Below are 21,221 nucleotides of genomic sequence, written 5' to 3' on the forward strand. Positions count from 1 at the left end.
CGCACAGCTGATATGAACCCCTCATGACGGCTCCCGGTATCGGAAGCCCGGCCGATCCGGTAGCACTGCCGACCACGCCCGAAGCGGCTGTCGAGATGCAAGAAAGGTTGCGAACGTCGGTCGACACGACCGATCCCCGTCCGCCGAATTTCCGCACCGTCGCGGAACTCGACTCCGCCTACGACGACGCGGGTCATGTCGTCGCGGCCGTGGTGGTCCTCGATGCCGACACCCTCGAACCCGTCGACACCGCCACGGCCCGAGGCACAATCACCTTCCCCTACGTCCCCGGCCTACTCGCCTTCCGCGAGCTGCCCACCACCCTCGCCGCACTCGAAAAACTCGGCACCACACCGGATCTCCTGGTGTGCGACGGGCAGGGTATCGCGCACCCACGCCGTTTCGGACTGGCCTGCCACCTCGGATTGATCACGGGCCTGCCGACAATCGGCGTCGCCAAGAACGTGCTGGGCGAGTGCGACGAACCGCCGGCCGAACGCGGATCGGTCAGCGACATCACACTGGACGGGGAAGTCGTCGGCAGGGCACTGCGCACTCAGACGGGCATCAAACCCGTCTACGTCTTGGTAGGCCACAGAATCAATATTGATACAGCTTGTGCACAGGTGCTGGCCCTGAGTCCGAGCTACCGCCAGCCGGAAACGACTCGCCGTGCCGACCACCTCTGCCGAACACTGCTGCGCGACATCGCCATCGGTCGGAATCGACTCACCACTGATACGGCAGGAACTTCCCGTCCAGCGTCACCACCACCCGATCCCCGGCAGGATCCTCCACCCGCTTGACATCCATCCGGAAATTGATGGCGCTCATGATGCCGTCACCGAATTCCTCGTGGATGAGTTCTTTGATCGCGGGTCCATACACCTGCAGCACCTCGTAGAACCGGTAGATCGTCGGGTCGGTGGGCACGGGGCTCTCCAGGGCACCGCGCGTGGGTTGCGCCTGCAGCGCCAGTTCCACCTCACCGTCCAGATCCAGCATTGCCGCAATGGTTTTCGCGGCCTCCGCGGGCACGGGATGCTGCCCGAGCAGCGCCGCCACCGTCCACGCCGGCGCCTTCCCGATAGCCTCGGCCAACTGTCCCCAAGTCAACCCGAGCCGCTGCTTAGCCGCCACCACGGCCCCCGCCGCATCCTTCTTCGTCGTCATCGCGCCTCCCTACCTCTTCGGAACCCGAAAGACGCTACAGTTCGCACATTCCCGCCAGGTTAAATCTTCTTGCTTGCAGCCGGCAGGCGACGTCAGTCATCGCGTATCAAATGTCGGAGATAACGGTCCGGCTGGGCCAAAAAATCTCTGGTCAGCCGAACCGGCAGTGCCTCGTCGTAGGTGACAGAGCCGATCGTACCGTCATCGGCGATCTCGAATACCGTCGAATCGGGCAGCGCCACCAGGATCGGCGAATGTGTCGCCACGACGATCTGACACCCCTGAGCAGACAAATCCGACAGCCAAGCGAGTACGGCCATGCAGCCGTTCGGCGATAACGCAAGCACGACCTTGCTGAGTCAGTAGAAGCGGCGGCGCTTAGCCAGAAAAGGAGTAAACCTAGGGGAATAGTTTGATGGGATTCACGATGTCGGCAACGAGAGTGAGAATCATATAAGCCCCGCCGATTACCACGACCACGTAAGTCGCCGGAAGAAGTTTCATATAGTCGACGGGGGCGCCGGGCGGCAGGCCTTTGCGCCCGCGCAGGACATTGCGCACTTTCTCGTACAGCACGACCGCGATATGCCCGCCGTCCAGCGGCAGCAGGGGCAGGATGTTGAACGCCCCGAGGAAGAAGTTCAGGCTCGCCAGCACCAGCACGAATACGCCCCAGAGCCCGCGCTCGGCGGTTTCGCCGCCGATCTTGCTGGCGCCGTACACGCTGACCGGAGTGTCCGCGTCCCGCTTACCTCCGGTGACCGCGTGCCACAGGTTCACGACCTTGGTCGGCATCTGCGCCAACGACTGGAAGGTCTTGGCGAACATCTCACCGGTGAACGAGATCGAGGCCGGAATCGCGGGCAGCAGACCGTATTTCGTCGGCGGATAGAAATCCTGGCCGACCCCGACCTTGCTGACGTACACCGGCTCGGTCACGCGCTCGTCCGAATCCGGCTTCAGCGGATACGTGGCCACACGCTCCGGCATCACCGAGATGTCGAGCTTCTGCCCGTCCCGCTCGACCGTGTAAAGGATAGGGCCGGACTGACTCTCGGTGATCTTGCGGAAATCGTTCCAGCTGTGCACCGGCACGCCGTTGATCGCCTTCACCAAATCGCCGCGCCGCAGACCGGCCACCTGAGCCGGGCCGTCGCCGGTACACGGCGCCGCGCTGCCGTCCGGATTCTGCGGCGCCACACATCCGGCCGGAATGATCTGCGTATCCGGCGGGGCGTCCAGCCTGGGCAGCCCCCACGCCACGGCCAGCAACACGATCAGCAGGAAGCCGAGGAAGAAATTCATCAGGATGCCGCCGGACATCACCAGCAACCGCTTCCACGCGGCCTGCCGGTACATGGCCCGGTCCACATCTTCGGGCTCCAGCTCGTCGAGCGCGGTCATGCCCGCGATATCGCAGAAACCGCCGAGCGGCAACGCCTTGAGGCCGTATTCGGTCTCACCTCGGCGGAACGAGAAGATCTTCGGCCCGAAGCCTACGAAATAGCGGCGCACCTTCATGCCGGTGGCTTGCGCCGTCCACATATGGCCGCATTCGTGTAAGGCCACCGACACCGTGATACCGAGGGCGAACAGCACGAACCCGATCGCGAACCCCATGCGGTTTCGAACCCTCCTGCGTCAGTTACCCACGTGCGTGCGCGCACGCTGCCTAGCCCACGCGTCGGCCGCGAGCACTTCGTCCAAGGTAGCGGGTTCCGCGCTCCACCGGTCGGCCGACTCGACCACCTGCGCCACCGTACGCACGATGTCGGGGAACCGGATCTGCCCGTCGAGGAACGCCTGCACCGCGATCTCGTTGGCCGCGTTGTAGACCGCCGTCACACTACCGCCAGCCTTCCCGGCCTGCCGGGCCAGCTCCACGGCGGGGAACACGACATTGTCCACCGGCTCGAATTCCCAGGTGAAGGCCTTGCCGAAGTCGAGCGGCGCGAGCACCCCGGGCACCCGGTCGGGCCAGCCCAACGCCAGCGAGATCGGCAGCTTCATATCGGGCGGGCTGGCCTGGGCGATGGTGGAACCGTCGGTGAACGTCGCCATCGAGTGCACGATCGACTGCGGGTGCACGGTGACGTCGATCTTGTCGTAGTCGATGCCGAACAGCATGTGCGCCTCGATCAGCTCCAGGCCCTTGTTCACCAGCGTCGCCGAGTTGAGGGTGTTCATCAGACCCATCGACCACGTCGGGTGCGCCTTGGCCTCCTCCGGGCGCACCGAGTCGAGCATCTCGGTGGTCCAGCTGCGGAACGGTCCCCCGGAGGCGGTGAGCACCAGTCGGTCCACCTCGCTCTCGCGGCCGCTGCGCAGGCATTGGGCCATCGCCGAATGCTCCGAATCCACCGGCACGAGCTGGCCGGGCGCGGCCGCGCGAGTCACCAACGAGCCGCCCGCGACCAGGGACTCCTTGTTCGCCAGCGCGAGCCGCCGACCGGACTCCAGCGTGGCCAGCGTCGGCTCCAGCCCCAGCGCTCCCACCAGCGCGTTGAGCACCACATCCGCTTCGGTGCGGCGGACCAGTTCGGTCACCGCGTCCGGACCCGCAAGCGCCACACCGAGTTTCGCGGCCGCGGCCGGGTCGGCGACGGCGACGTTGCCCGTGCCCGTGGCCCGGATCTGCTCGGCCAGCAGCTCGGTATTGCCGCCGCGCGCCGCCAGACCGACCACCTGGAACCGCTCCGGGTCGGCCGCCATCACCTCCAGCGCCTGTGTGCCAATGGAACCGGTGCTACCGAGCAGCAGGACTCTCACGATGTCGGACACCCTTCCATTGTTCCCGATCAGCCGCCGCCGACACCCGCTCACCCCGCTGGCTACGACGGGCGGTCGTATGCCAACATAGTGACGAGAGTGCGCACAGGTTGTGCAACGAACTGGAACGGATGGGAGCGAACGTGGCCGCCACGGAACTGGAGCCCGCCAAGAGCACCGTCGTCACCAAGGTCGATCCCGCCGAGGTTCCGTCCGCGGCCTGGGGCTGGAGCGGCGAGTCGCGGCGCACCTTCCGCGCCGCCGGCTGGGTGGTCGTGGTAATCCTGCTGGCCATGCTGTTCGAGGGCCCGCAAGGCGCCTCGTCGGGCACGGGCAACATCGGCTATCTCTTCCTCATCGGTTTCGCCATCGCGCTCGCGGGTGTGCTGATTCGCGACTCGTTCCTGAAGAACAAGCCGCGCTAACGCCCCCGGCGGCGAGTCTGCTTGCCGCGGCCCGGATTCCTGCGTCCGGCGGTCCCACGACCGCCGGACGTTTGTTTGCCCGGATCCTTTCGCGGTGTGACGCGTTCGGCCACAGCGTCTTTCGCGCGGCCCGAGGGCGACCGTGAGCTGCGCTCGGTGCGGCCGCGCACGATCCCGATGAATTCCTCGACCGTCTCGGTGGTCCGCTCGACCGGCCACGCCAGGGCTACCTCGGTATCCGGCAGGTCGGTGACGGCGCGGAAGACGAGGTCGCGCCGGTGATGCAGCCGGGCCAGCGACTGCGGCATGACGGCGGCGCCGCCGACCGCCGCGACGAGTTCGACCGTGCCCGCCAACGCGTCGATGTCGCCGGCGTCCTGCATCCGCTCGTCGGCCAGATCCGCCGCGGTCACCTCGTCGAACAGCGAGATCGGGTGGTCCTTGGGCACGACCACGACCGGCAGTTCGCGGTAGAGCGGAATGGCGTGCATGCCCTCGCGGTCGATCGGCAGGCGCACGAAGCACATGTCGACCCGGCCGTCGCGCAGCGCCGCGTCCTGTTCGGCCTGCGGTACGCCGATCAATTCCATGGGACTGTCCGGGAATCGTTCGCTCCATCGGCGTGCCCACTTGGCCACGGTCACGCCGGGGACGTAGCCCACGCGCAGCGCATCGGGAGCAAACTCAGTCATTCCGGTAAGGGTATCGGGTGGCCGGCACCCTGTTCCCTTTCGACGCAATAGGGTCGCAGGCCGAGCGTCATGTCCACGCAGGCGCCGAGCAGCATGTCCTGCTCGACCCGGTCGCGGAGGATCAAGCCGCGGACAGCGATCCGGTCGGGGTACGGGTCCGATCCGGCGTATCCGATGTCCACACAGCCGAGTTCGCCGCCGGATCGGTCGAGCACCAGCAGGCGCGCGAGTTCCGGCGTGCGGGGCGTGCCCGGGTCGCGGACGAAATGGAACAGGGTGCCGCCCGTCGCGGCGACCGCGGTGGCCGACGTCGCGCGCAGAATAGTCCCGACGACCGCGCCGTCCGCGCGGTGTACCGAGGTGGACGCAGAGTCCTTCGGGTCCACCCACACCTCGGACCGGTCGGGGTAGTCGATTCGATACCGTTCGCGACCGGACCCGAGCAGACTCGCCAGTCGACCGCCCGGGCCGGCGGCCGCGCGTACCGCGATCGCCAGTACCTCTCCCGTCCCGGCCCGAAAAGTCACCTTCGGCGCGTCCGTCGGCACGCGCTCGACCCGGCCCTCGATCGCCATTGATCCGTTCCGCAGGGCTGACATAGGAAGATGTTATTGCTGTGACGTAGATCTCACAGCGAATCGGGGTGTGGAGTTCTCGTTCCTCTCCTCGGGCGACCGATCAGCTCACGCCGCAAGGGTTTCGGGTGGGGCGAACGACACTCGCGGGGTCGACACGTAACGACCGCCGCGACGTTGACGCTAATTGGGGTATTCGGGCCGGTTCACCGGCTCCGACGTATCGAAGGGAACTTTCATGCGTCCTGTGCGCAAGTCGGCCGTAGCCGTGGCCGCCGCGTTCGCTGGTATTCCGGCCCTGCTCGTCGCCGGACCCGCCGCGGCCGCGGCCGCGGAGATCCCGGTCCTCGAAACCTCCGCGACCGAAGCGGGCCTCTGCTACGGCACGATTCGCGGGAACGTGGATCAGGACTCGTCCTCATCGATCCACCTGACCAGCGCGTTCCAAGGCATCGGCACGTGCGCCACCACCGCGTACGTGTCCTGGCACAACATCGACACCGGGGCGCGCGGCGACACCACCGTGAAGCTGGTCGGGTCGTGGTACAACTCCGCGCAGATTCCGTCGGGCCCGGGGCATGTCGAATTGACGGTCACCACAAAGGAATTCGTGCACTCCCCCGATTCGGTGCGCGTGGAGTACGTCATTCCGGGGTAGGGGTACGAGCGGGAACATCGGTGCGGAGTAGGTCTCGGCGTCAACGTTCTCGCCGTCCGGCGTGATCACTCGCAGCACGATCACTCCCCATCACGTCGCGTATCGCAGAGCCGCCGAGCCGCGCCCTGCGGCCCTGTCCGGCGCGGTAGCGGCAATAACTGGCGGCCCCGACCGTTGTGCGCGCTCGATGGTTGTACATGAGGACACCGATGGCGGCCGCCGCGGCGGCGAGTACCACCGCCGTCACCCGCAGCGCCGCGGGAAACCCGTGGAAGAACGCGGCCGGGCCGTCACCACCGAACACGACCACGATCGGTCCCAGCGCCGCGGGGCCGAGCACCAGACCGATCCGCAGGGCCGCAGCCTGTACAGCGGCCGCGGATCCGGCGTGTTCCGGCGAGACCGCCGCGATAATCACGGATGACTGCGGCACGCGCGTCCACATCACGCCGAAACCGACAATCGTCCCGGCCGTCGCGTACAGCCAGGACTCGTTCCGCACATCGACGCACGCACCGAGCAGCGTACCGCACGCACAGCACAGCAGGCCGGACACGAGCAGCGCCCGCAGCGACACCCGCTGTTGCCGTGCGGATCCCGACAGCACAGCGCCGATGATCATGCCGAGAAACATCGGAACGGCGAGCACCAGCGCGGTCAGGGTGGGCTCCGCCGGACTGCTCAGTAGCGCGACGATCGGCAACAGGTAGACGGCCGCGGCGACCTCGTTCGCGATGCCCGCCACACACGCCGCGGCGAACGGCGTCGATCGCATCAGCCGCATCGGCAATGCCGGGTCGGGACGGCGGCGCTCCCACCACACGAACAGCGCCGCCAGCCCCGCCGCCGCGGCTATCGAACCGACCACGACCGCACTGCGCCAGCCGATTTCGACGGCCGATCCGACCCCGACCAACAGCACGGCGAGCGCCGCCCCGGCCAGCAGCGCGCCGACGGTGTCGACACGCCGATCCGGCGCGCGCTCGGCGGCGGGCACCACCAGCCATCCCAGCCCCAGTACAACCGTCGCCATGCCAGCGGTCATCAAATACCCTGTACGCCAACCGATTTCAGTGACGAGCACACCGCCGCACAGCGCACCGGTCAGTACCGCCGCCGATTGCACCGCCAGCCACATCCCCACCACAGCAGGCAATTCGGACGCGAAGAACAATCCCGGCATCACCGACAATGTCGTCACCACAATGGCCGCAGTGGCCATCCCCGTTACCACGCGGCCACCGAGGAAGATCCACTCATCGGCAGCGAAAGTGCTGACCAGACAACCGATCACGACGCCGATCCCACCCGCGATCAGAAGGGGCCGCCGCCCGATTCGATCGCCGAGCACTCCCGCCCCCAGCAGCAACGCCACCGTCACCGCACTCCCGATCCACGAGGCCGAACCCGCAGCCTCCGAACCCATTTCGAACCCCCGCACCACCTGCGGCATCGCCATCGCATGCACGGCCGCGTCCACACTCGCCAGACTCGACAGCACCGCGACCGCACTCAACGCGAACCGCCGCCGATCCCGCCGCCGCGCCACCCGCCGCGGCCACGCCTGCGGCACAGGAGTGTCGATCGTCGCCACACCGTCCCCTTCCTCCGAATGGCAATCGCCGACATATTGCCCAGGTGTAGCCCGAAACCGGAGCCGGCGCGGCGGCGTGTCGCAGATCGATGGATCTTCCCTGGCCGCCCCCAAACCGAACCGTTCGGTTGGAGATAACAGATCAATTGCTCCCGTACGGAAAACCTAGCCGACCAGTCTCACAGCCGTAAGCTCCCCTACGTCCCCGGGTGCCCCCGAGGACACCGGTGGTCGAGGGTAGCCCAAGCCGCCGACCACCCGCTGTACGCAGTCCGACGAGGCCCGGGGTTGAGCATGCCCCCGGGCCTCGTCCGCGTCTTCAGCGAAACTATCTCGACACCAAGGTGCCCAACCGCCCCTCTGCATGTTGCCGACGAACGCAAGAATTCTCATGCACCCGGGCACATCCGGGCCGACGACAGCCTGCACCCCGGCGCGCGAAGCAGCCTCGCGCGAACTCCGGCACAATAACGTTGCGATCGAAACGATTAGGCTGCTTAGAAAGATGTCCAGCCAGAACCCACCTGCTATCGTTGTCATAGCACTGTTAGTTGCTTGGCCATACTGCCAGAGCCCGCGACACTGCCGCTGCAACTCGTTAACACTGCGATCGAAACGATAGGGGTGAGGATGGCACGGCCGAAACCGCGGCAACGATCGCGGGCAGAATCGGGTCCCGTTGCATCCTTCGGCAACTTCGTAGCGCAGCGGCGCCGCACCCTCGAGCTGACCCAACTCGACCTCGCCGACCTCGCCGATGTGGGCGTCTCCTCGGTACGCAAGCTCGAAGCTGGGCAATTGTCGCCGACTCTCGCCATCACCGTCCGAATTCTGGATGCTCTCGGGCTGACGCTCGTCACCATGCCGCAAGCCGATGCCGAAACCATCAGCGGAGACACCGCCGAACTGCGCGTAGCAGAGGACGACCACCAGTGACGGCGCCGAGCGACCTCGCCGACCTCCGCACCGTCGGCGAAGCCGACGTGTACAAGGCAGGCCGTATCGCCGGACAATTGCGTCGGGAGCGCGACGATATCGTGTTCAGCTACAGCGAGTCATACCTCGACGATTCGACAGCGCCACCCGTTGCATTCACGCTGCCGAAACGAGCAGGAGCATTCCGGGCAACCGGAGGATCGGTGCCGCCTTTCTTCGCCGGTCTACTCCCAGAAGGCCTGCGCCTCACTGCGATAACGGCCGCGGCCAAGACCAGCGAGGACGACCACTTCAGCATTCTGCTGGCCGTCGGCGCCGATACCATCGGCGATATCCAGGTTCTGCCTGGAGGTACCACACCCACCGCCCCGCAGCCCTTGTTCGACAGGACCGATACGAGGTACGCAGATTTCACGACTTTGTTCGCTCGCGCCACGTCGAGCAATCCGGGTGATCTCGATCGGACGGCACTACCCGGAGTCCAGATCAAGGTCTCAGCGCAAATGATCTCGACCCCGGTTTCCACCGCGCGCGGCCCCGCCATTCTCAAACTCAATCCGCCCGATTACCAACTCCTCGTCGAGAACGAGAACTTCTTCCTCGACATGGCAGCGGCATGTGGCCTCCGTGTGCCCAACCATCGGCTCGCCACAGACAGCAATGGCCGCACCGCGCTGTTCATCGATAGGTTCGACCGCATCGTCGAACAAGGCGAGATCCGCCGACTGGCCCAGGAAGACGCCTGCCAGGTCCTCGGTCGATACCCCGCCGCCAAGTACCGAATCACGTTGCAGGAGGCCGTCATAGCCCTGGCAGACGCGGTCGCCGCCGGCCGCGGCTCCTACCGTCTGGCTGCTCTGCAGGTACTGGAAATCGCCGCATTCAGCTACCTCATCGGCAACGGCGATCTACACGGCAAGAACCTGTCGATCCGCCGCAATCCAGCCGGAATCTGGGAAATCACACCGGCATACGATCTCCTCAGCACTCAGCCGTACCTCAGCTGGCGCGACCCCATGGCTCTGTCGCTGTACGGGCGCGACGCGAAACTCTCACACCGCTGGTGGAGCGAAGCGGCCGCCCGCCTGGGCGTCAGCAAACGATCTATCGACCGCAGCCTGGCCCGCATCGTCGAAGCATCGGAACCGTGGACAGCCCGGATCGCAGAAATCGGCTTCGACGACAAGACCACCCACCACCTAGCCAATCTCATCGAGAACCGGCGCCGAGAACTCCGGCCTGCCAAGCATTGACGCACGCTGTTGGGCGGCGCTTCGTCCTGCCCATCAAACCACTGGGCGATACCCAGAAGTGGCGGACCGGGAGCTGGATTTTCCTTTCCAGTCGGCTGAATTCCTTATTCTTCAGCCGCCAACTGCCCACACGCCGCCGCGATCTCCTGCCCTCGCGTATCCCGCACCGTGCACGGCACGCCCTGGGCCTCCACGCGCCGGACGAATTCCCGCTCAACGGGTTTCGGGGAGGCATCCCACTTCGAGCCCGGGGTCGGGTTCAAGGGGATCAGGTTTACGTGGACCCGCGAACCGAGGGCTTTGTGGAGTTTGGAACCCAGTAGGTCCGCTCGCCAGGGGTGGTCGTTGATGTCGCGGATGAGGGCGTATTCGATGGATACTCGGCGGCCGGATTTGTCGGCGTAATACCTTGCGGCGTCGAGGACTTCGGAGATCGGCCAGCGATTGTTGACCGGTACCAGCGTGTCTCGCAGTTCGTCGTCCGGAGTGTGCAGGGAGACGGCCAGAGTCACGGACAGGTTTTCGTCGGCAAGTTTGCGGATCGCGGGGGCCAGGCCGACAGTCGACACCACGACGTTCCGCTGCGAGATACCCAGACCATCCGGCGCGGGGGACGTAATGCGGCGGACAGCCGCAACCACCCGCTTGTAGTTGGCCAGCGGCTCCCCCATGCCCATGAACACGATGTTCGAGAGACGGCCCGGTCCCCCCGCGACCTCACCGTCGCGTAGAGCTGCCGCGGCGGCGCGCACCTGGTCGACGATCTCGGCCGTGGAGAGGTTGCGGTTGAGCCCGCCCTGGCCGGTGGCGCAGAACGGGCAGGCCATGCCGCAGCCGGCCTGGCTGGAGATGCACAGGGTGTTGCGGTCGGGGTAGCGCATGAGGACCGACTCCAGCAGTGTGCCGTCGCCCGCGCGCCAGAGGGTTTTGCGGGTGGTGCCGTCGTCGCAGACCACGTGCCGGACCTCGGTCAGCAGCGGCGGGAACAGCGCCTCGGCGACCGTGGCTCGCACGGGCGCGGGGAGGTCGGTCATCTGTTCGGGGTCGGCTTGCAGGCGGCCGTAGTACTGGCGCGCGATCTGGTCGGCGCGGAACTTCGGCAGTCCGAGTTGCTGGATCGCGCTGCGCCGCTCGTCCGCGTCGAGGTCGGCGAGGTGACGCGGCGGCATATCCCGGCGCGGGGCATCGAAGACGAGCGGGAGGGAGGTAGCCATAACTCATCCATTGTCCCATCAGCGCGATCCGAACCGGCAGGTGGGCGCGGAGGCGGCGGTCACATGCCGACATCAGCGGAGGGTTATGCGTGTAAATACCATAGCCAGCGGCAATGATCGAGGTATGACCAGCGAAACCACACCGACCTCGGGACCCGATCCGTACACCGGCCCCGGCACGCCCGTAACCCCTGTCACGCCCGCGACTCCCGGCGCGGAGACACTGCCCACCACACCAGCACCGCCGACGACACGCGGCAAACGCTCACTCAAGACCCGCACCGGCTACACCTGGGTCGCCCTCGTCGCCGCCGCCGTGCTCGGCATCATCCTGCTGGTATTCATCCTGCAGAACCTGGACAAAGCCGAGGTGACGCTGTTCTTCTGGAGCTTCTCGCTGCCGCTCGGGATCACCATCCTGCTCTCGGTGATCGCCGGAGCGCTCGTGATGGCACTCGTCGGCGGCGGGCGAATCCTGCAGTTGCGACGGGCTGCCAGGAGAGGCTGAGCGGCCTACAGCAGAGCGGTGAAGACCACCCACGACACGAACGCCGAGGGCAGCATCGAATCCAGGCGGTCCATGATGCCGCCGTGCCCGGGCAGCAGGGTGCCCATGTCCTTGATGCCCAGCTCGCGTTTCACCTGCGACTCGACCAGGTCGCCACCGGTCGCGACCAGGACCACCGCGATACCGGCCAGCACGCCGATCATCGAATTCGCCTGCAGCAACAGGGTTACCGTGAGCAGACCGCCGATGATGCAGAACACCAGCGACCCGGCGAAACCCTCCCATGATTTCTTCGGGCTGATGGCCGGAACCATCGGATGCTTGCCGAACAGCACCCCGGCCACATAGCCGCCGACATCCGAGCAGACCACCAGGATCATGAAGGTCAGCACGCGCAGATTGCCGTCGTCCTGCTGCAGTTGCAGCACCGCGAAGGAGGCCAGCAGCGGCACCCATGCCAGCACGAACAGCGTGATGGCGGTGTCGCGCAGGAAGTTTCGCGGCGTCGCCGCCAGACCGTGGTCGAACAGCCGCCAGCCCATGCACACCAGCGCGGTGCCCGCGAACACCCCCGCCACGCCCTCGGTGCCGAACGGCCAGGCCAGCCACAGCATCGCCTGCCCGCCGAGCAGTAGCGGGATGCGCGGCACGAGCACGTCCGCCTCACGCAGCCGCTTGGCGACCTCCCAGGTGGCGACCGCGATGGCCACCGCCACCACGCCGATGAGCACCTTGGGGACGAACAACAGGATCGCGATGAGCGATAGGCCGAGCGCGAAGCCGACGCCCAGCGCCGCGGGTAAGTTCCGGCCGGCACGCGAGGTCTTACCGTTCGGCTGCGCCGCCGACGGTGTTTCCCGCGCCGGCGTCACACCGGGCGCGTCGCTCGCCGGCACCGCATCGCCGGCGGCGGCTTCTTCGGCCACCATTGTCCCGTCGCTCACTTGTCGTCTACTCCGTCTCCGGCCCCGGCGGGCAAACTGCCGAAGGCCTCAGACCTCGAGCAGTTCCGATTCCTTGTGCTTCACCAGTTCGTCGATCTGGGCGACATACCGGTGCGTCGTCTTGTCCAGTTCCTTCTCGGCGCGGCCGACCTCGTCCTCGCCCGCCTCGCCGTCCTTCTGAATGCGGCCCAGCTCTTCCATCGCCTTGCGCCGCACGTTGCGAATGCTGATCTTGGCGTCCTCGCCCTTGGACTTGGCCTGCTTGACCAGTTCGCGGCGACGCTCCTCGGTCAGCTGCGGGATGGACACGCGAATGATGTTGCCGTCGTTGGTCGGATTCACGCCTAGGTCCGAGTTGCGAATGGCGGTCTCGATCGTCTGTAGCTGCGCCTGCTCGTACGGCTTGATGATGACCATGCGCGGCTCGGGCACCGAGATGCTCGACATCTGCGTGACCGGCGTCAGCGACCCGTAATAGTCGACGACGATCCTGTTGAACATGCTCGGGTTGGCGCGTCCGGTCCGGATGCCTCCGAGGTCGTCCTTCGCCACCGAGACGGCCTTTTCCATCTTCTCCTCGGCGTCGAAGAGCGCTTCTTCAATCACGACCGTTTCCTCCACAGCATTCGTCGTATGTCGGTACCGGGCTCGTGAGCCACGATTCAGGACCGAACCAATGTGCCGATCTTCTCACCGGCCACCGCACGGGCGATATTGCCCTTCGTCAGAAGATTGAACACCAACATGGGCATCTGGTTGTCCATACAGAGACTGAATGCGGTGGCATCGGCGACCTTCAGCCCGCGTTCGAGAACTTCCTTGTGTGTGACCTCGGTGAATTGGATGGCGTCGGGGTTCACCTTCGGGTCGTCGTCGAACACCCCGTCCACCGCCTTGGCCATCAGCACCACTTCCGCGCCGATCTCCAGCGCGCGCTGGGCGGCGGTGGTGTCGGTGGAGAAATACGGCATGCCCATTCCGGCGCCGAAGATCACCACCCGACCCTTCTCCAGATGCCGCTTGGCCCGCAGCGGGAGATAGGGCTCGGCGACCTGACCCATCGTGATCGCCGTCTGCACGCGGGTATCCACGCCCTGCTGTTGCAGAAAGTCTTGCAGGGCAAGGCTGTTCATCACCGTGCCGAGCATGCCCATGTAGTCCGAGCGCGCCCGTTCCATGCCGCGTTCCTCGAGTTCGGCGCCACGGAAGAAGTTCCCGCCGCCGATGACGACCGCCACCTGCACGCCGGACCCGACGACCTCGGCGATCTGCTCGGCGACCGTCTGCACCACGTCCGGGTCGAGCCCGACGTTGCCACCGCCGAACATCTCCCCGCCCAGCTTGAGGAGCACTCGGCGATAGCCCTTTCGGGCCGGTTCCGGGTCGGACATCGGTCTCCTTCTACTCGGCAACCTGGTACACACGCGAAAAGACCATCCGGTGTCGGGAGGTACACGGGACGGTGACGAAAGCTGCGTCCATCCTGCCCTACGACCGGGGCCCGACGCGCACCGACCCACTGATTCGTGACCATCTCGGCGCACTTCGGACAGCGTCCGGATCACGCCGCGCAGCGTAGCAAAAAGCTCCCGCGCAACCGGATCGGTTGCACGGGAGCCCTTCTCGATCTACTACGCCTGACCGACCTCGAACCGGGCGAAGCGGGTGATGGTGACGCCCGCGTCGGCCAGCAGCTGCTTGACGGTCTTCTTGGAGTCGGTGACCGACGGCTGCTCCAGCAGCACGACGTCCTTGTAGAAGCCGTTGACGCGGCCCTCGACGATCTTGGGCAGCGCGGCCTCCGGCTTGCCCTCCTCGCGGGCGGTGGCCTCGGCGATGCCGCGCTCCTTCTCCACGATGTCGGCCGGGACCTCGTCGCGGGTGACGTAGCGGGCCTTCAGCGCGGCGACCTGCATGGCGGCCGAACGCGCGGCCTCGGCGGCGGCGTCGCCCTCGCCCTGGTACTCGACCAGCACGCCGACGGCCGGCGGCAGGTCCGAGGAGCGCTTGTGCAGGTAGGTCGCGACCGGGCCGTCGAACGAGACGACGCGGCGCAATTCCAGCTTCTCGCCGATCTTCGCGGCCAGCTCCTGCACGACCTGGTCGGCGGTCTTGCCGTTGACGTCGAGCGCCTTCAGCGCGTCCAGGTCGGCCGGGCGGGACTTGGCCGCTGCCTCGGCAATGTCGCCGGCGACGTTCTGGAACTCGTCGTTCTTGGCGACGAAGTCGGTCTCCGAGTTGATCTCGAACATGACGCCGTTCGAGGCGGCGACCAGACCCTCGGCGGTGGCGCGCTCGGCACGCTTGCCGACGTCCTTGGCGCCCTTGATCCGCAGGACCTCGACGGCCTTGTCGAAATCGCCGTCGGTCTCCTCGAGGGCCTTCTTGCAGTCCATCATTCCGGAGCCGGTGAGCTCACGGAGCCGCTTCACATCCGCGGCGGTGTAGTTCGCCATCCTGGCGAGCCTCCTTCAACGGTAAAGGTTCAGGTCTCTGGCAACACCATGCCGACCGCTTCCGAAGAGGAAGGGTCGGCACGGTGAACAAACATTGTGCGAGCGATCAGAAGTCGGCCGGGGTCTTGGTGGCCGGCTCCTCCTTCAGCTCCGCCTCGGCGGCGGTCTCCGGAGTCTCCGGGGCCGCCTCGGGGGCATCCTCGGTGGCCGGAGTCGCCTGCGCCAGCAGCTCCTGCTCCCACTCGGCGAGCGGCTCACCGGCGCCGGCCTCGGGCTTGGCGTCGCCACCGGCGCGCGCGGCACGGGCCTGCACACCCTCGGCGACCGCGGAGGCGACCACCTTGGTGAGCAGCGCGGCCGAGCGGATCGCGTCGTCGTTGCCCGGGATCGGGTAGTCGACCAGGTCGGGGTCGCAGTTGGTGTCCAGGATCGCGATGACCGGGATGTTCAGCTTGCGCGCCTCGCCGACGGCGATGTGCTCCTTGTTGGTGTCGACGACCCAGATGGCCGAGGGCACCTTGGCCATGTCACGGATGCCGCCGAGGGTGCGCTCCAGCTTGTTCTTCTCACGCGTGAGCATGAGGATTTCCTTCTTGGTGCGACCCTCGAAACCGCCGGTCTGCTCCATCGCCTCGAGTTCCTTGAGGCGCTGCAGGCGCTTGTGCACGGTCGAGAAGTTGGTGAGCATGCCGCCCAGCCAGCGCTGGTTCACGTACGGCATGCCGACGCGAGTGGCCTCGGAGGCGATGGACTCCTGCGCCTGCTTCTTGGTGCCGACGAACAGCACCGTGCCACCGTGGGCGACGGTCTCCTTGACGAACTCGTACGCCTTGTCGATGTAGGTCAGCGTCTGCTGCAGGTCGATGATGTAGATGCCGTTGCGGTCGGTGAAGATGAATCGCTTCATCTTCGGGTTCCAACGGCGGGTCTGATGCCCGAAGTGTGCGCCGCTGTCGAGCAGCTGCTTCATTGTTACGACAGCCATAGCTCTCGTATCTCGCTTTCGTTGCCGGTTGACGCAGGGATCGGCGATCCCCACCCTGGCGCCCGAGGCCGCCGGACCCGGGATTCGGAAGAACACTCGGGACCAGCCGGCGACCCTTGCGATGCGGGCGCGCGAAGTCGGTTCACCCTGGGTGAACCGCCCGGCTAGTCTACGCTCCCGGCCTGTTCGGGCCTAATCGGTGGGCGGGGGTATGCGTGCGGGCGCCGGAGCGTTGCAGTCGTATCGGCCGCGCGCAGATCGCACTGCGGTCCGGCGCGTGCGTTGTTCACAACCTTGGATTTATCCACACTCGCCGGAGCGGGTCTTTTGTATAGAGGGTGACGGCGGCAAGGTTGCGGTATGCGCCGGGTGATCGTGTTCGTGCTGGGGTGGGTGTTGCTGCCGGTTCTGCTGGCCGCGACCGAGGCCGATGCGGCGCCGGGTGCGGTGTTCGGGTGGCCGTTGCAGCCGCGGCCGCCTGTGCTGCGCCGGTTCGAGAAGCCGCCGCAGGACTGGCTGCCCGGGCACCGCGGAGTGGATCTCGGCGGCAGCGCCGGGCAAGACGTGCTGGCGGCCGGTGACGGAGTGATCGTCTTCGCCGGGGAGGTCGGCGGCAAGCCTGTGGTTTCGGTCGACCATCCCGGCGGTCTACGCACCACCTACGAACCGGTGCGTGCTTCAGTGACGAAGGGCCACAGGGTCTCCCGAGGATCGGTACTCGGAACGCTGGAGGCCGGTCATGCCGGATGCGATGGACCGTGCCTGCACTGGGGAGTCCGGCGCGAGCGCGAGTACCTGGACCCGCTCGCCCTGATCCACTCGGCACCGCTGCGATTGAAACCGATCGGCCCAGGCCCATGATCACTTCGCCACGAGGACTTCGGCGATGCGCGAACGGTCAGCCGAGACACACGGACCGGGTGTCGATCGCCCGACCCGTGCCGCCGAAGTAACCGCAGCAGCGAGGGGCTGCCGCGGACGCTCCGCACAAACGATCGCCGTTGTGGCGAGGATGGTTTCGGGCTCGGGTCAGCGGCCGGCCGGGACGGTTCCCTCGCGTTCGGCGAGTTCGCGCTTCCATTCGCGGAAGGTTTCCTCTGTGCGGCCGCGGCGCCAGTATCCGGAGATCGATGCCCATGCCGCGGGGACGGCGCGTTCCTTGCGGATGTAGGGGCGCAGGTCGTGCATGACCGCTTGGGCCTCGCCGTGGATGAAGACGTGCGCCTGGCCGTCGCGCCACGGCTCGGCCCGGACCGCCGCGGCGAGCGCCTCACCCGGTGCGCCGTCGCCGCGGTGCACCCAGGTCAGCTCGACGCCTGCGGGACGGTCGAATGCGAGTTCGTCTGCGGGACCGGCGACCTCGACGAAGACCCGGCCCACCGCGTCGGGCGCCAGTGCGGCGCAGGCGGAGGCGATGGCGGGGAGCGCGGCCTCGTCGCCGGCGAGCAGATGCCACTGCGCTTCGGGATTGGGCGAATAGGCACCGCTGGGGCCCATGAGTTCGATCTTGTCACCGGGCTGAGCCGCTGCTGCCCACGGTCCGGCGACGCCCTCGTCGCCGTGGTAGACGAAGTCGATGGCGATCTCCTGCGCTTCGGGGTCGATCGCGCGCACCGTGTACGTGCGCACGGTTTCACCGTCCGCGCCGGGGAAAACCAGCTTCACGTAGGCGTCGGTGTAGCTGTTGGGCTGGAAGGATGCGAAACCCGGTCCACCGAGGTAGACCCGGATCAGGTGGTCGGTCAGGCGTTCGGTACGACTGACGACGAAGCTGTGACGGGGGCGAGCCAAGGAAGACACCTCCATAATTAGGGTTACCTAAGCGACGGTAGCACGAAGTATCGCCGATAGCTCTCGATACATCTGCACATTTCTCCGGGCGGGCGCTCTCCGGGCCGGCCCGGTCGAGAGGAGGATGGCCCTATGCCCGACCCGAGCGACACTCCCCCGTTCACCTATGCCGAAACCGGTGCCACCAACGGGGAATTCCCGCCCGGGTACCACCATTTTCGGGTGCGCCGCCGCATCGGCACGGGGCGGCCGATGTTCGAGTCGGCGGGCAACGAGATCCTCACGTATCGAATGCAGCACGGCACCGGCATCTTTCATTCGGCGAGCACTCCCACCGCCGAGCCCGGCACCTTGCTGACCGTCCGCCTCGGCCCCAGACCCGTCGGCATCATCGCCCCGTGCCGAGTCGTCTATGTCCTCGACGAGCCGAATCGCCGCGGCTTCGCCTACGGCACATTGCCGGGCCACCCGGAGATCGGCGAAGAACTGTTCGCCGCGGAATTCGATCCCGCCGACGAGGCGGTATACGGCGTGATCTCCGCCTTCTCCCGCCCCGGGGCCTGGTACACCCGCCTCGCCGGTCCCTTCGGACATCTGGCACAACGCTATTTCGCCGGGCGGTACATCGACGCCATCCGGCCCCGCTTGCCCCACCACACGAGGTAGCGCGCATTCTGGCCGCAGTGCTTGTGCGGGTGCTACTACCGCAGCACCAGAGCAACAACCAAGTGCATCGCCAGAGCGGCAGCCAAGTGCATTGTCAGGGCGGCGGCTTCATCACGCGGAGGGGCGGGCGGCGGGGGCCGAGCGAGTCGTATTCGGCTGCGGCGGAGTGTCATTCGGTGGGTGGCGGTGTGGCACGCGGTGGGTGGCGGTGTGCCCCGCGGCAGGAGCCGTTCGGTGGGCGGGGCGGACGGCACGTGGCGGTACGGGGGCGACGAGGTGGGCGAGGGCTTCGCGGGCGCTCCGGTCAGGCTCGGGGGTGTGCCTGGTCGTGCACCTTTTTCAGGCGGTCGATCGAGACGTGGGTGTAGAGCTGGGTGGTGGCCATGCTGGCGTGGCCCAGTAGTTCCTGGACGACGCGCAGGTCGGCGCCGCCCTCCAGCAGGTGTGTGGCGGCGGTGTGGCGCAGGCCGTGCGGGCCCATGTCGGGGGCGCCGGGGATGGCGGCGACGACTTCGTGCACGACCGTTCTGGCCTGGCGCTGGTCGATGCGGCGGCCGCGGCGGCCGAGCAGCAGGGCGCGGCCGGAGTCGACGGTCGCGAAGGCGGGGCGGCCGGAGCGTAGCCAGGCCTCCAGGGCGTGATCGGCGGGCAGTCCGAACGGGACCGAGCGCTCCTTGTTGCCCTTGCCGAGTACCCGCACCAGGCGACGCTCGCGGTCCACATCGTCGATGTCGAGTCCGCACAGCTCGCTTACCCGGATGCCGGTCGCGTACAGCATCTCGACGATCAGCCGGTCCCGCAGCGCCATCGGGTCATGTTGCGCCGCACCGGATTCGGCGGCCTTCATGGCCGTGCTCGCCTGCTCCAGGCCCAGCACCGCGGGCAGTACGCGGTGGGCTTTGGCCGAACCCAGCCGCGGTCCCGGATCGACGGCGAGCCGGCCGGTGTGGGTGAGCCACGCGGTGAATGTCCGCGCCGCCGACGCCCGGCGCGCCATGGTGGTGCGCGCCGCGCCGCCGCTCGCCTGCTCGGCCAGCCAGGACCGCAGCAGTGGCAGATCCACCTCGGCCACACCGGAATCCGGTGATCGCGACAGCAGGTGCTCGAGCAGCGAGCGCGCATCGCCGAGGTAGGCGCGGACGGTGTGCGCCGACCGGTTCCGCCCGAGTCGCAGGTGCCGCCCGTACTCCTCGAGCAGGGCGGCAAGGTCCTCGGGCAGGTCGGCCATGCCTCCACCGTCGCCCGGAGCGGGGCTCGCCGCAAGCTCCCGCGCCGGAAACCACGTCCGGCGACGGGTTTCCACGAATCGCCTGCGAGTCGGTGAGTACCGCCTTGATGTCGCGTTCGACCGCCGCCAGCACCGTCCGCGGCGGCGCACACTATGCCGGGCACCACAGCGGTACGCGGACCGCACGTAGCTGGTTATGGCCTGGCGGGCCTGGCGTCGAGGGCGGCCCGGCGAAGCTTGGCACCATCTCCCGCATCGTCGGCACCAGCCTGTGCGACGCCTGGAATACGACCATGCTGGGCGCGGGATTCACCGCGGCCGACGGTGATTTCACCGCCGCCGCCGGCAACAATCGGCTCTGGGCCGCGGTCGCCGAGGGAATTACGCAAGCGGCTATGGAAACTGCCCTCGCGCACGGGATTCCGTCGACCGTTTCGACGGATAGCGAGCGGCCCCCGCAAGGTGTGAGGCTCGAGGACAAGGTGACAGCGCTACGCCGCGAAGAAGTCTGTGAGGGCGCGGGCGACCTGGTCAGGAGCATTCTCCGTCGGGATGTGCGCGGCCTGTGGAATGCGCACGAGCGTGGTGTGCGGGATCTCCGAGGCGAATTTCTCGGCGTACTCGACTTTCTCGAAGCGATCGTCCTCGCCCCAGACCAGCAGTTTCGGGGTCGGGCAGCGGCGTAATGCGGGGACGAAATCGAGGGTGTGGCGACTGTCGGCCGCGCCCACCATGGCCAGCCACGAACGGCGTACGCGCGGGTCGGTCCACGGCTCCAGATAGTCGGCGACACGCTGTGCTGTGGCGGCACCGGCCAGGTCCCTGGTCACCGCCTCGCGGCGGGCTGTGAGGAGTTCGTCGGCGCTGGTGGCCGCGATAACCTCCGGGTCGCGGAATCGGGCCACGTGTGGCGCGGGCCAGGAGTCGTAGGCGACGGAGTTGACCAATGCCATCCGGGACACCGCCAGCCGATCGCGCGCGAGGAGATTCTGGGCGACAGCACCGCCGATGTCGTGGCCCGCGACGGCGAGGGGCTCGGCGAGGCCCAGCGCGGCCGCGAATCGCGGCACCCACTCCGCCAAGGCCGGGACGGTCGCCGTTTCCAGAGTGAGTTCTCCCCCGGAGCGGCCCAGTCCGGGGAAATCGACCGCGATCGGGCTGAACCCGGCAGTTGCGAGAGGTTCCAATACCGGCAGCCACACCCGGCTCCAGTAGGTCCCGTGCAGCAGCAACACGGGAGAACCGTCCCGACCCGCGGTCAGGTACGAAATCGTTTCGCCGTCGACGCGGACCTCTTTCCTCACCGCGCCCGTTTCGGTGGTTTCGCTCATGGGACCACTGTGGTCCGAGTCCG

24 protein-coding genes are annotated in these 21,221 nt (G+C 67.1%); 8 read left to right on the forward strand and 16 right to left on the reverse strand.

The features are described from left to right. Positions 1–23: 23 nt before the first annotated feature. Positions 24–806 (forward strand): endonuclease V, encoded by a 783-nt coding sequence (locus tag ACFMRZ_RS11810; protein WP_400179183.1) that lies wholly within the window; start codon positions 24–26, stop codon positions 804–806. On the opposite strand, the gene cynS is transcribed toward ACFMRZ_RS11810, so the two are convergent. From cynS to dxr, 4 genes are all read right to left on the reverse strand, one after another. Further along, positions 730–1,173, reverse strand: coding sequence for a cyanase (gene cynS, locus ACFMRZ_RS11815; protein WP_400179184.1), 444 nt, complete (start codon positions 1,171–1,173; stop codon positions 730–732). The two genes, ACFMRZ_RS11810 and cynS, sit on opposite strands and share 77 nt — an antisense overlap. A gap of 92 nt (positions 1,174–1,265) precedes the next feature. After that, positions 1,266–1,493, reverse strand: a complete 228-nt coding sequence (locus tag ACFMRZ_RS11820; protein WP_400179185.1) for a hypothetical protein — start codon at positions 1,491–1,493, stop codon at positions 1,266–1,268. Positions 1,494–1,572: 79 nt separating this feature from the next. Then, positions 1,573–2,793 (reverse strand): M50 family metallopeptidase, encoded by a 1,221-nt coding sequence (locus ACFMRZ_RS11825; RefSeq protein WP_280363912.1) that lies wholly within the window; start codon positions 2,791–2,793, stop codon positions 1,573–1,575. Between the two features lie 21 nt (positions 2,794–2,814). Continuing rightward, the gene (gene dxr / locus ACFMRZ_RS11830; protein ID WP_400179186.1) at positions 2,815–3,954 is read right to left on the reverse strand and encodes a 1-deoxy-D-xylulose-5-phosphate reductoisomerase; all 1,140 of its coding nucleotides are present in this window, start codon (positions 3,952–3,954) and stop codon (positions 2,815–2,817) included. A gap of 131 nt (positions 3,955–4,085) precedes the next feature. Here dxr and ACFMRZ_RS11835 point away from each other — a divergent pair, with 131 nt between their 5' ends. Then, positions 4,086–4,367, forward strand: a complete 282-nt coding sequence (locus tag ACFMRZ_RS11835; protein ID WP_280273121.1) for a DUF2631 domain-containing protein — start codon at positions 4,086–4,088, stop codon at positions 4,365–4,367. Here the strand turns inward: ACFMRZ_RS11835 and ACFMRZ_RS11840 are convergent. Next, positions 4,364–5,059, reverse strand: a complete 696-nt coding sequence (locus ACFMRZ_RS11840) for a LysR family substrate-binding domain-containing protein (protein WP_400179187.1) — start codon at positions 5,057–5,059, stop codon at positions 4,364–4,366. The genes ACFMRZ_RS11835 and ACFMRZ_RS11840 overlap by 4 nt on opposite strands. Continuing rightward, complete coding sequence (locus ACFMRZ_RS11845; protein WP_400179188.1) at positions 5,056–5,658, reverse strand: hypothetical protein; 603 nt, start codon at positions 5,656–5,658, stop codon at positions 5,056–5,058. Before ACFMRZ_RS11845 ends, ACFMRZ_RS11840 begins: the two co-directional genes overlap by 4 nt. Positions 5,659–5,872: 214 nt before the next feature. On the opposite strand from ACFMRZ_RS11845, the gene ACFMRZ_RS11850 reads away from it, so the two are divergent. Beyond that, positions 5,873–6,292 (forward strand): hypothetical protein, encoded by a 420-nt coding sequence (locus ACFMRZ_RS11850; RefSeq protein ID WP_400179189.1) that lies wholly within the window; start codon positions 5,873–5,875, stop codon positions 6,290–6,292. Between the two features lie 40 nt (positions 6,293–6,332). Here the strand turns inward: ACFMRZ_RS11850 and ACFMRZ_RS11855 are convergent, their stop codons facing one another. Beyond that, entirely contained in the window at positions 6,333–7,886 is a 1,554-nt protein-coding gene (locus ACFMRZ_RS11855) for an MFS transporter (RefSeq protein ID WP_400179190.1), read from the reverse strand. A gap of 630 nt (positions 7,887–8,516) precedes the next feature. Between ACFMRZ_RS11855 and ACFMRZ_RS11860 the strand changes: the two genes are divergently transcribed. Both ACFMRZ_RS11860 and ACFMRZ_RS11865 read left to right on the forward strand, forming a co-directional pair. Then, the gene (locus tag ACFMRZ_RS11860; RefSeq protein ID WP_400179191.1) at positions 8,517–8,822 is read left to right on the forward strand and encodes a helix-turn-helix domain-containing protein; all 306 of its coding nucleotides are present in this window, start codon (positions 8,517–8,519) and stop codon (positions 8,820–8,822) included. Further along, positions 8,819–10,075, forward strand: a complete 1,257-nt coding sequence (locus ACFMRZ_RS11865; RefSeq protein ID WP_400179192.1) for a type II toxin-antitoxin system HipA family toxin — start codon at positions 8,819–8,821, stop codon at positions 10,073–10,075. The genes ACFMRZ_RS11860 and ACFMRZ_RS11865 overlap by 4 nt, the downstream gene beginning before the upstream one ends. Positions 10,076–10,179: 104 nt before the next feature. Here ACFMRZ_RS11865 and rlmN read toward each other — a convergent pair whose 3' ends face one another. Further along, complete coding sequence (gene rlmN / locus ACFMRZ_RS11870) at positions 10,180–11,289, reverse strand: 23S rRNA (adenine(2503)-C(2))-methyltransferase RlmN (RefSeq protein WP_400179193.1); 1,110 nt, start codon at positions 11,287–11,289, stop codon at positions 10,180–10,182. Between the two features lie 124 nt (positions 11,290–11,413). Here rlmN and ACFMRZ_RS11875 point away from each other — a divergent pair, with 124 nt between their 5' ends. After that, positions 11,414–11,797: a lipopolysaccharide assembly LapA domain-containing protein gene (locus tag ACFMRZ_RS11875; protein ID WP_280274523.1), complete on the forward strand. Its 384-nt coding sequence runs from the start codon at positions 11,414–11,416 to the stop codon at positions 11,795–11,797. Between the two features lie 5 nt (positions 11,798–11,802). On the opposite strand, the gene ACFMRZ_RS11880 is transcribed toward ACFMRZ_RS11875, so the two are convergent. From ACFMRZ_RS11880 to rpsB, 5 genes are all read right to left on the reverse strand, one after another. Further along, positions 11,803–12,726, reverse strand: coding sequence for a phosphatidate cytidylyltransferase (locus ACFMRZ_RS11880; protein ID WP_400182838.1), 924 nt, complete (start codon positions 12,724–12,726; stop codon positions 11,803–11,805). Positions 12,727–12,789: 63 nt separating this feature from the next. Continuing rightward, the gene (frr, locus tag ACFMRZ_RS11885; RefSeq protein ID WP_280274525.1) at positions 12,790–13,347 is read right to left on the reverse strand and encodes a ribosome recycling factor; all 558 of its coding nucleotides are present in this window, start codon (positions 13,345–13,347) and stop codon (positions 12,790–12,792) included. Positions 13,348–13,403: 56 nt separating this feature from the next. Further along, positions 13,404–14,132, reverse strand: a complete 729-nt coding sequence (pyrH, locus tag ACFMRZ_RS11890) for a UMP kinase (protein WP_187687673.1) — start codon at positions 14,130–14,132, stop codon at positions 13,404–13,406. Between the two features lie 240 nt (positions 14,133–14,372). Beyond that, a complete protein-coding gene (gene tsf / locus ACFMRZ_RS11895) occupies positions 14,373–15,197 on the reverse strand; it encodes a translation elongation factor Ts (protein WP_280274526.1) in 825 nt (274 codons plus the stop codon). Positions 15,198–15,303: 106 nt separating this feature from the next. After that, positions 15,304–16,182, reverse strand: a complete 879-nt coding sequence (gene rpsB, locus ACFMRZ_RS11900; RefSeq protein ID WP_280274527.1) for a 30S ribosomal protein S2 — start codon at positions 16,180–16,182, stop codon at positions 15,304–15,306. Positions 16,183–16,542: 360 nt separating this feature from the next. On the opposite strand from rpsB, the gene ACFMRZ_RS11905 reads away from it, so the two are divergent. Beyond that, positions 16,543–17,043: a M23 family metallopeptidase gene (locus tag ACFMRZ_RS11905; RefSeq protein WP_400179194.1), complete on the forward strand. Its 501-nt coding sequence runs from the start codon at positions 16,543–16,545 to the stop codon at positions 17,041–17,043. A 168-nt stretch (positions 17,044–17,211) separates the two neighbouring features. Here ACFMRZ_RS11905 and ACFMRZ_RS11910 read toward each other — a convergent pair whose 3' ends face one another. Then, a complete protein-coding gene (locus ACFMRZ_RS11910; RefSeq protein ID WP_400179195.1) occupies positions 17,212–17,973 on the reverse strand; it encodes a siderophore-interacting protein in 762 nt (253 codons plus the stop codon). 132 nt (positions 17,974–18,105) lie between these two features. Here ACFMRZ_RS11910 and ACFMRZ_RS11915 point away from each other — a divergent pair, with 132 nt between their 5' ends. Beyond that, positions 18,106–18,639, forward strand: a complete 534-nt coding sequence (locus tag ACFMRZ_RS11915; protein ID WP_400179196.1) for a DUF1990 family protein — start codon at positions 18,106–18,108, stop codon at positions 18,637–18,639. Positions 18,640–18,943: 304 nt separating this feature from the next. Here the strand turns inward: ACFMRZ_RS11915 and ACFMRZ_RS11920 are convergent, their stop codons facing one another. Beyond that, positions 18,944–19,867, reverse strand: a complete 924-nt coding sequence (locus tag ACFMRZ_RS11920; RefSeq protein ID WP_400179197.1) for a tyrosine recombinase XerC — start codon at positions 19,865–19,867, stop codon at positions 18,944–18,946. A gap of 491 nt (positions 19,868–20,358) precedes the next feature. Further along, complete coding sequence (locus ACFMRZ_RS11925) at positions 20,359–21,198, reverse strand: alpha/beta fold hydrolase (protein ID WP_400179198.1); 840 nt, start codon at positions 21,196–21,198, stop codon at positions 20,359–20,361. Positions 21,199–21,221: the final 23 nt, after the last annotated feature.

Source organism: Nocardia sp. N2S4-5 (assembly GCF_044628355.1).
Taxonomy (GTDB): Bacteria; Actinomycetota; Actinomycetes; order Mycobacteriales; family Mycobacteriaceae; genus Nocardia; species Nocardia wallacei_B.

What these genes read in the sequence shown, in the direction of transcription:
- ACFMRZ_RS11810 (WP_400179183.1), top strand. Translation starts at nt 24, where the DNA reads ATGACGGCTCCCGGTATCGGAAGCCCGGCCGATCCGGTAGCACTGCCG.
- cynS (WP_400179184.1), bottom strand. Translation starts at nt 1,173, where the DNA reads ATGACGACGAAGAAGGATGCGGCGGGGGCCGTGGTGGCGGCTAAGCAG.
- ACFMRZ_RS11820 (WP_400179185.1), bottom strand. Translation starts at nt 1,493, where the DNA reads ATGGCCGTACTCGCTTGGCTGTCGGATTTGTCTGCTCAGGGGTGTCAG.
- ACFMRZ_RS11825 (WP_280363912.1), bottom strand. Translation starts at nt 2,793, where the DNA reads ATGGGGTTCGCGATCGGGTTCGTGCTGTTCGCCCTCGGTATCACGGTG.
- ACFMRZ_RS11840 (WP_400179187.1), bottom strand. Translation starts at nt 5,059, where the DNA reads ATGACTGAGTTTGCTCCCGATGCGCTGCGCGTGGGCTACGTCCCCGGC.
- ACFMRZ_RS11845 (WP_400179188.1), bottom strand. Translation starts at nt 5,658, where the DNA reads ATGTCAGCCCTGCGGAACGGATCAATGGCGATCGAGGGCCGGGTCGAG.
- ACFMRZ_RS11850 (WP_400179189.1), top strand. Translation starts at nt 5,873, where the DNA reads ATGCGTCCTGTGCGCAAGTCGGCCGTAGCCGTGGCCGCCGCGTTCGCT.
- ACFMRZ_RS11860 (WP_400179191.1), top strand. Translation starts at nt 8,517, where the DNA reads ATGGCACGGCCGAAACCGCGGCAACGATCGCGGGCAGAATCGGGTCCC.
- rlmN (WP_400179193.1), bottom strand. Translation starts at nt 11,289, where the DNA reads ATGGCTACCTCCCTCCCGCTCGTCTTCGATGCCCCGCGCCGGGATATG.
- ACFMRZ_RS11875 (WP_280274523.1), top strand. Translation starts at nt 11,414, where the DNA reads ATGACCAGCGAAACCACACCGACCTCGGGACCCGATCCGTACACCGGC.
- ACFMRZ_RS11880 (WP_400182838.1), bottom strand. Translation starts at nt 12,726, where the DNA reads ATGGTGGCCGAAGAAGCCGCCGCCGGCGATGCGGTGCCGGCGAGCGAC.
- pyrH (WP_187687673.1), bottom strand. Translation starts at nt 14,132, where the DNA reads ATGTCCGACCCGGAACCGGCCCGAAAGGGCTATCGCCGAGTGCTCCTC.
- tsf (WP_280274526.1), bottom strand. Translation starts at nt 15,197, where the DNA reads ATGGCGAACTACACCGCCGCGGATGTGAAGCGGCTCCGTGAGCTCACC.
- rpsB (WP_280274527.1), bottom strand. Translation starts at nt 16,182, where the DNA reads ATGGCTGTCGTAACAATGAAGCAGCTGCTCGACAGCGGCGCACACTTC.
- ACFMRZ_RS11905 (WP_400179194.1), top strand. Translation starts at nt 16,543, where the DNA reads ATGCGCCGGGTGATCGTGTTCGTGCTGGGGTGGGTGTTGCTGCCGGTT.
- ACFMRZ_RS11915 (WP_400179196.1), top strand. Translation starts at nt 18,106, where the DNA reads ATGCCCGACCCGAGCGACACTCCCCCGTTCACCTATGCCGAAACCGGT.
- ACFMRZ_RS11920 (WP_400179197.1), bottom strand. Translation starts at nt 19,867, where the DNA reads ATGGCCGACCTGCCCGAGGACCTTGCCGCCCTGCTCGAGGAGTACGGG.
- ACFMRZ_RS11925 (WP_400179198.1), bottom strand. Translation starts at nt 21,198, where the DNA reads ATGAGCGAAACCACCGAAACGGGCGCGGTGAGGAAAGAGGTCCGCGTC.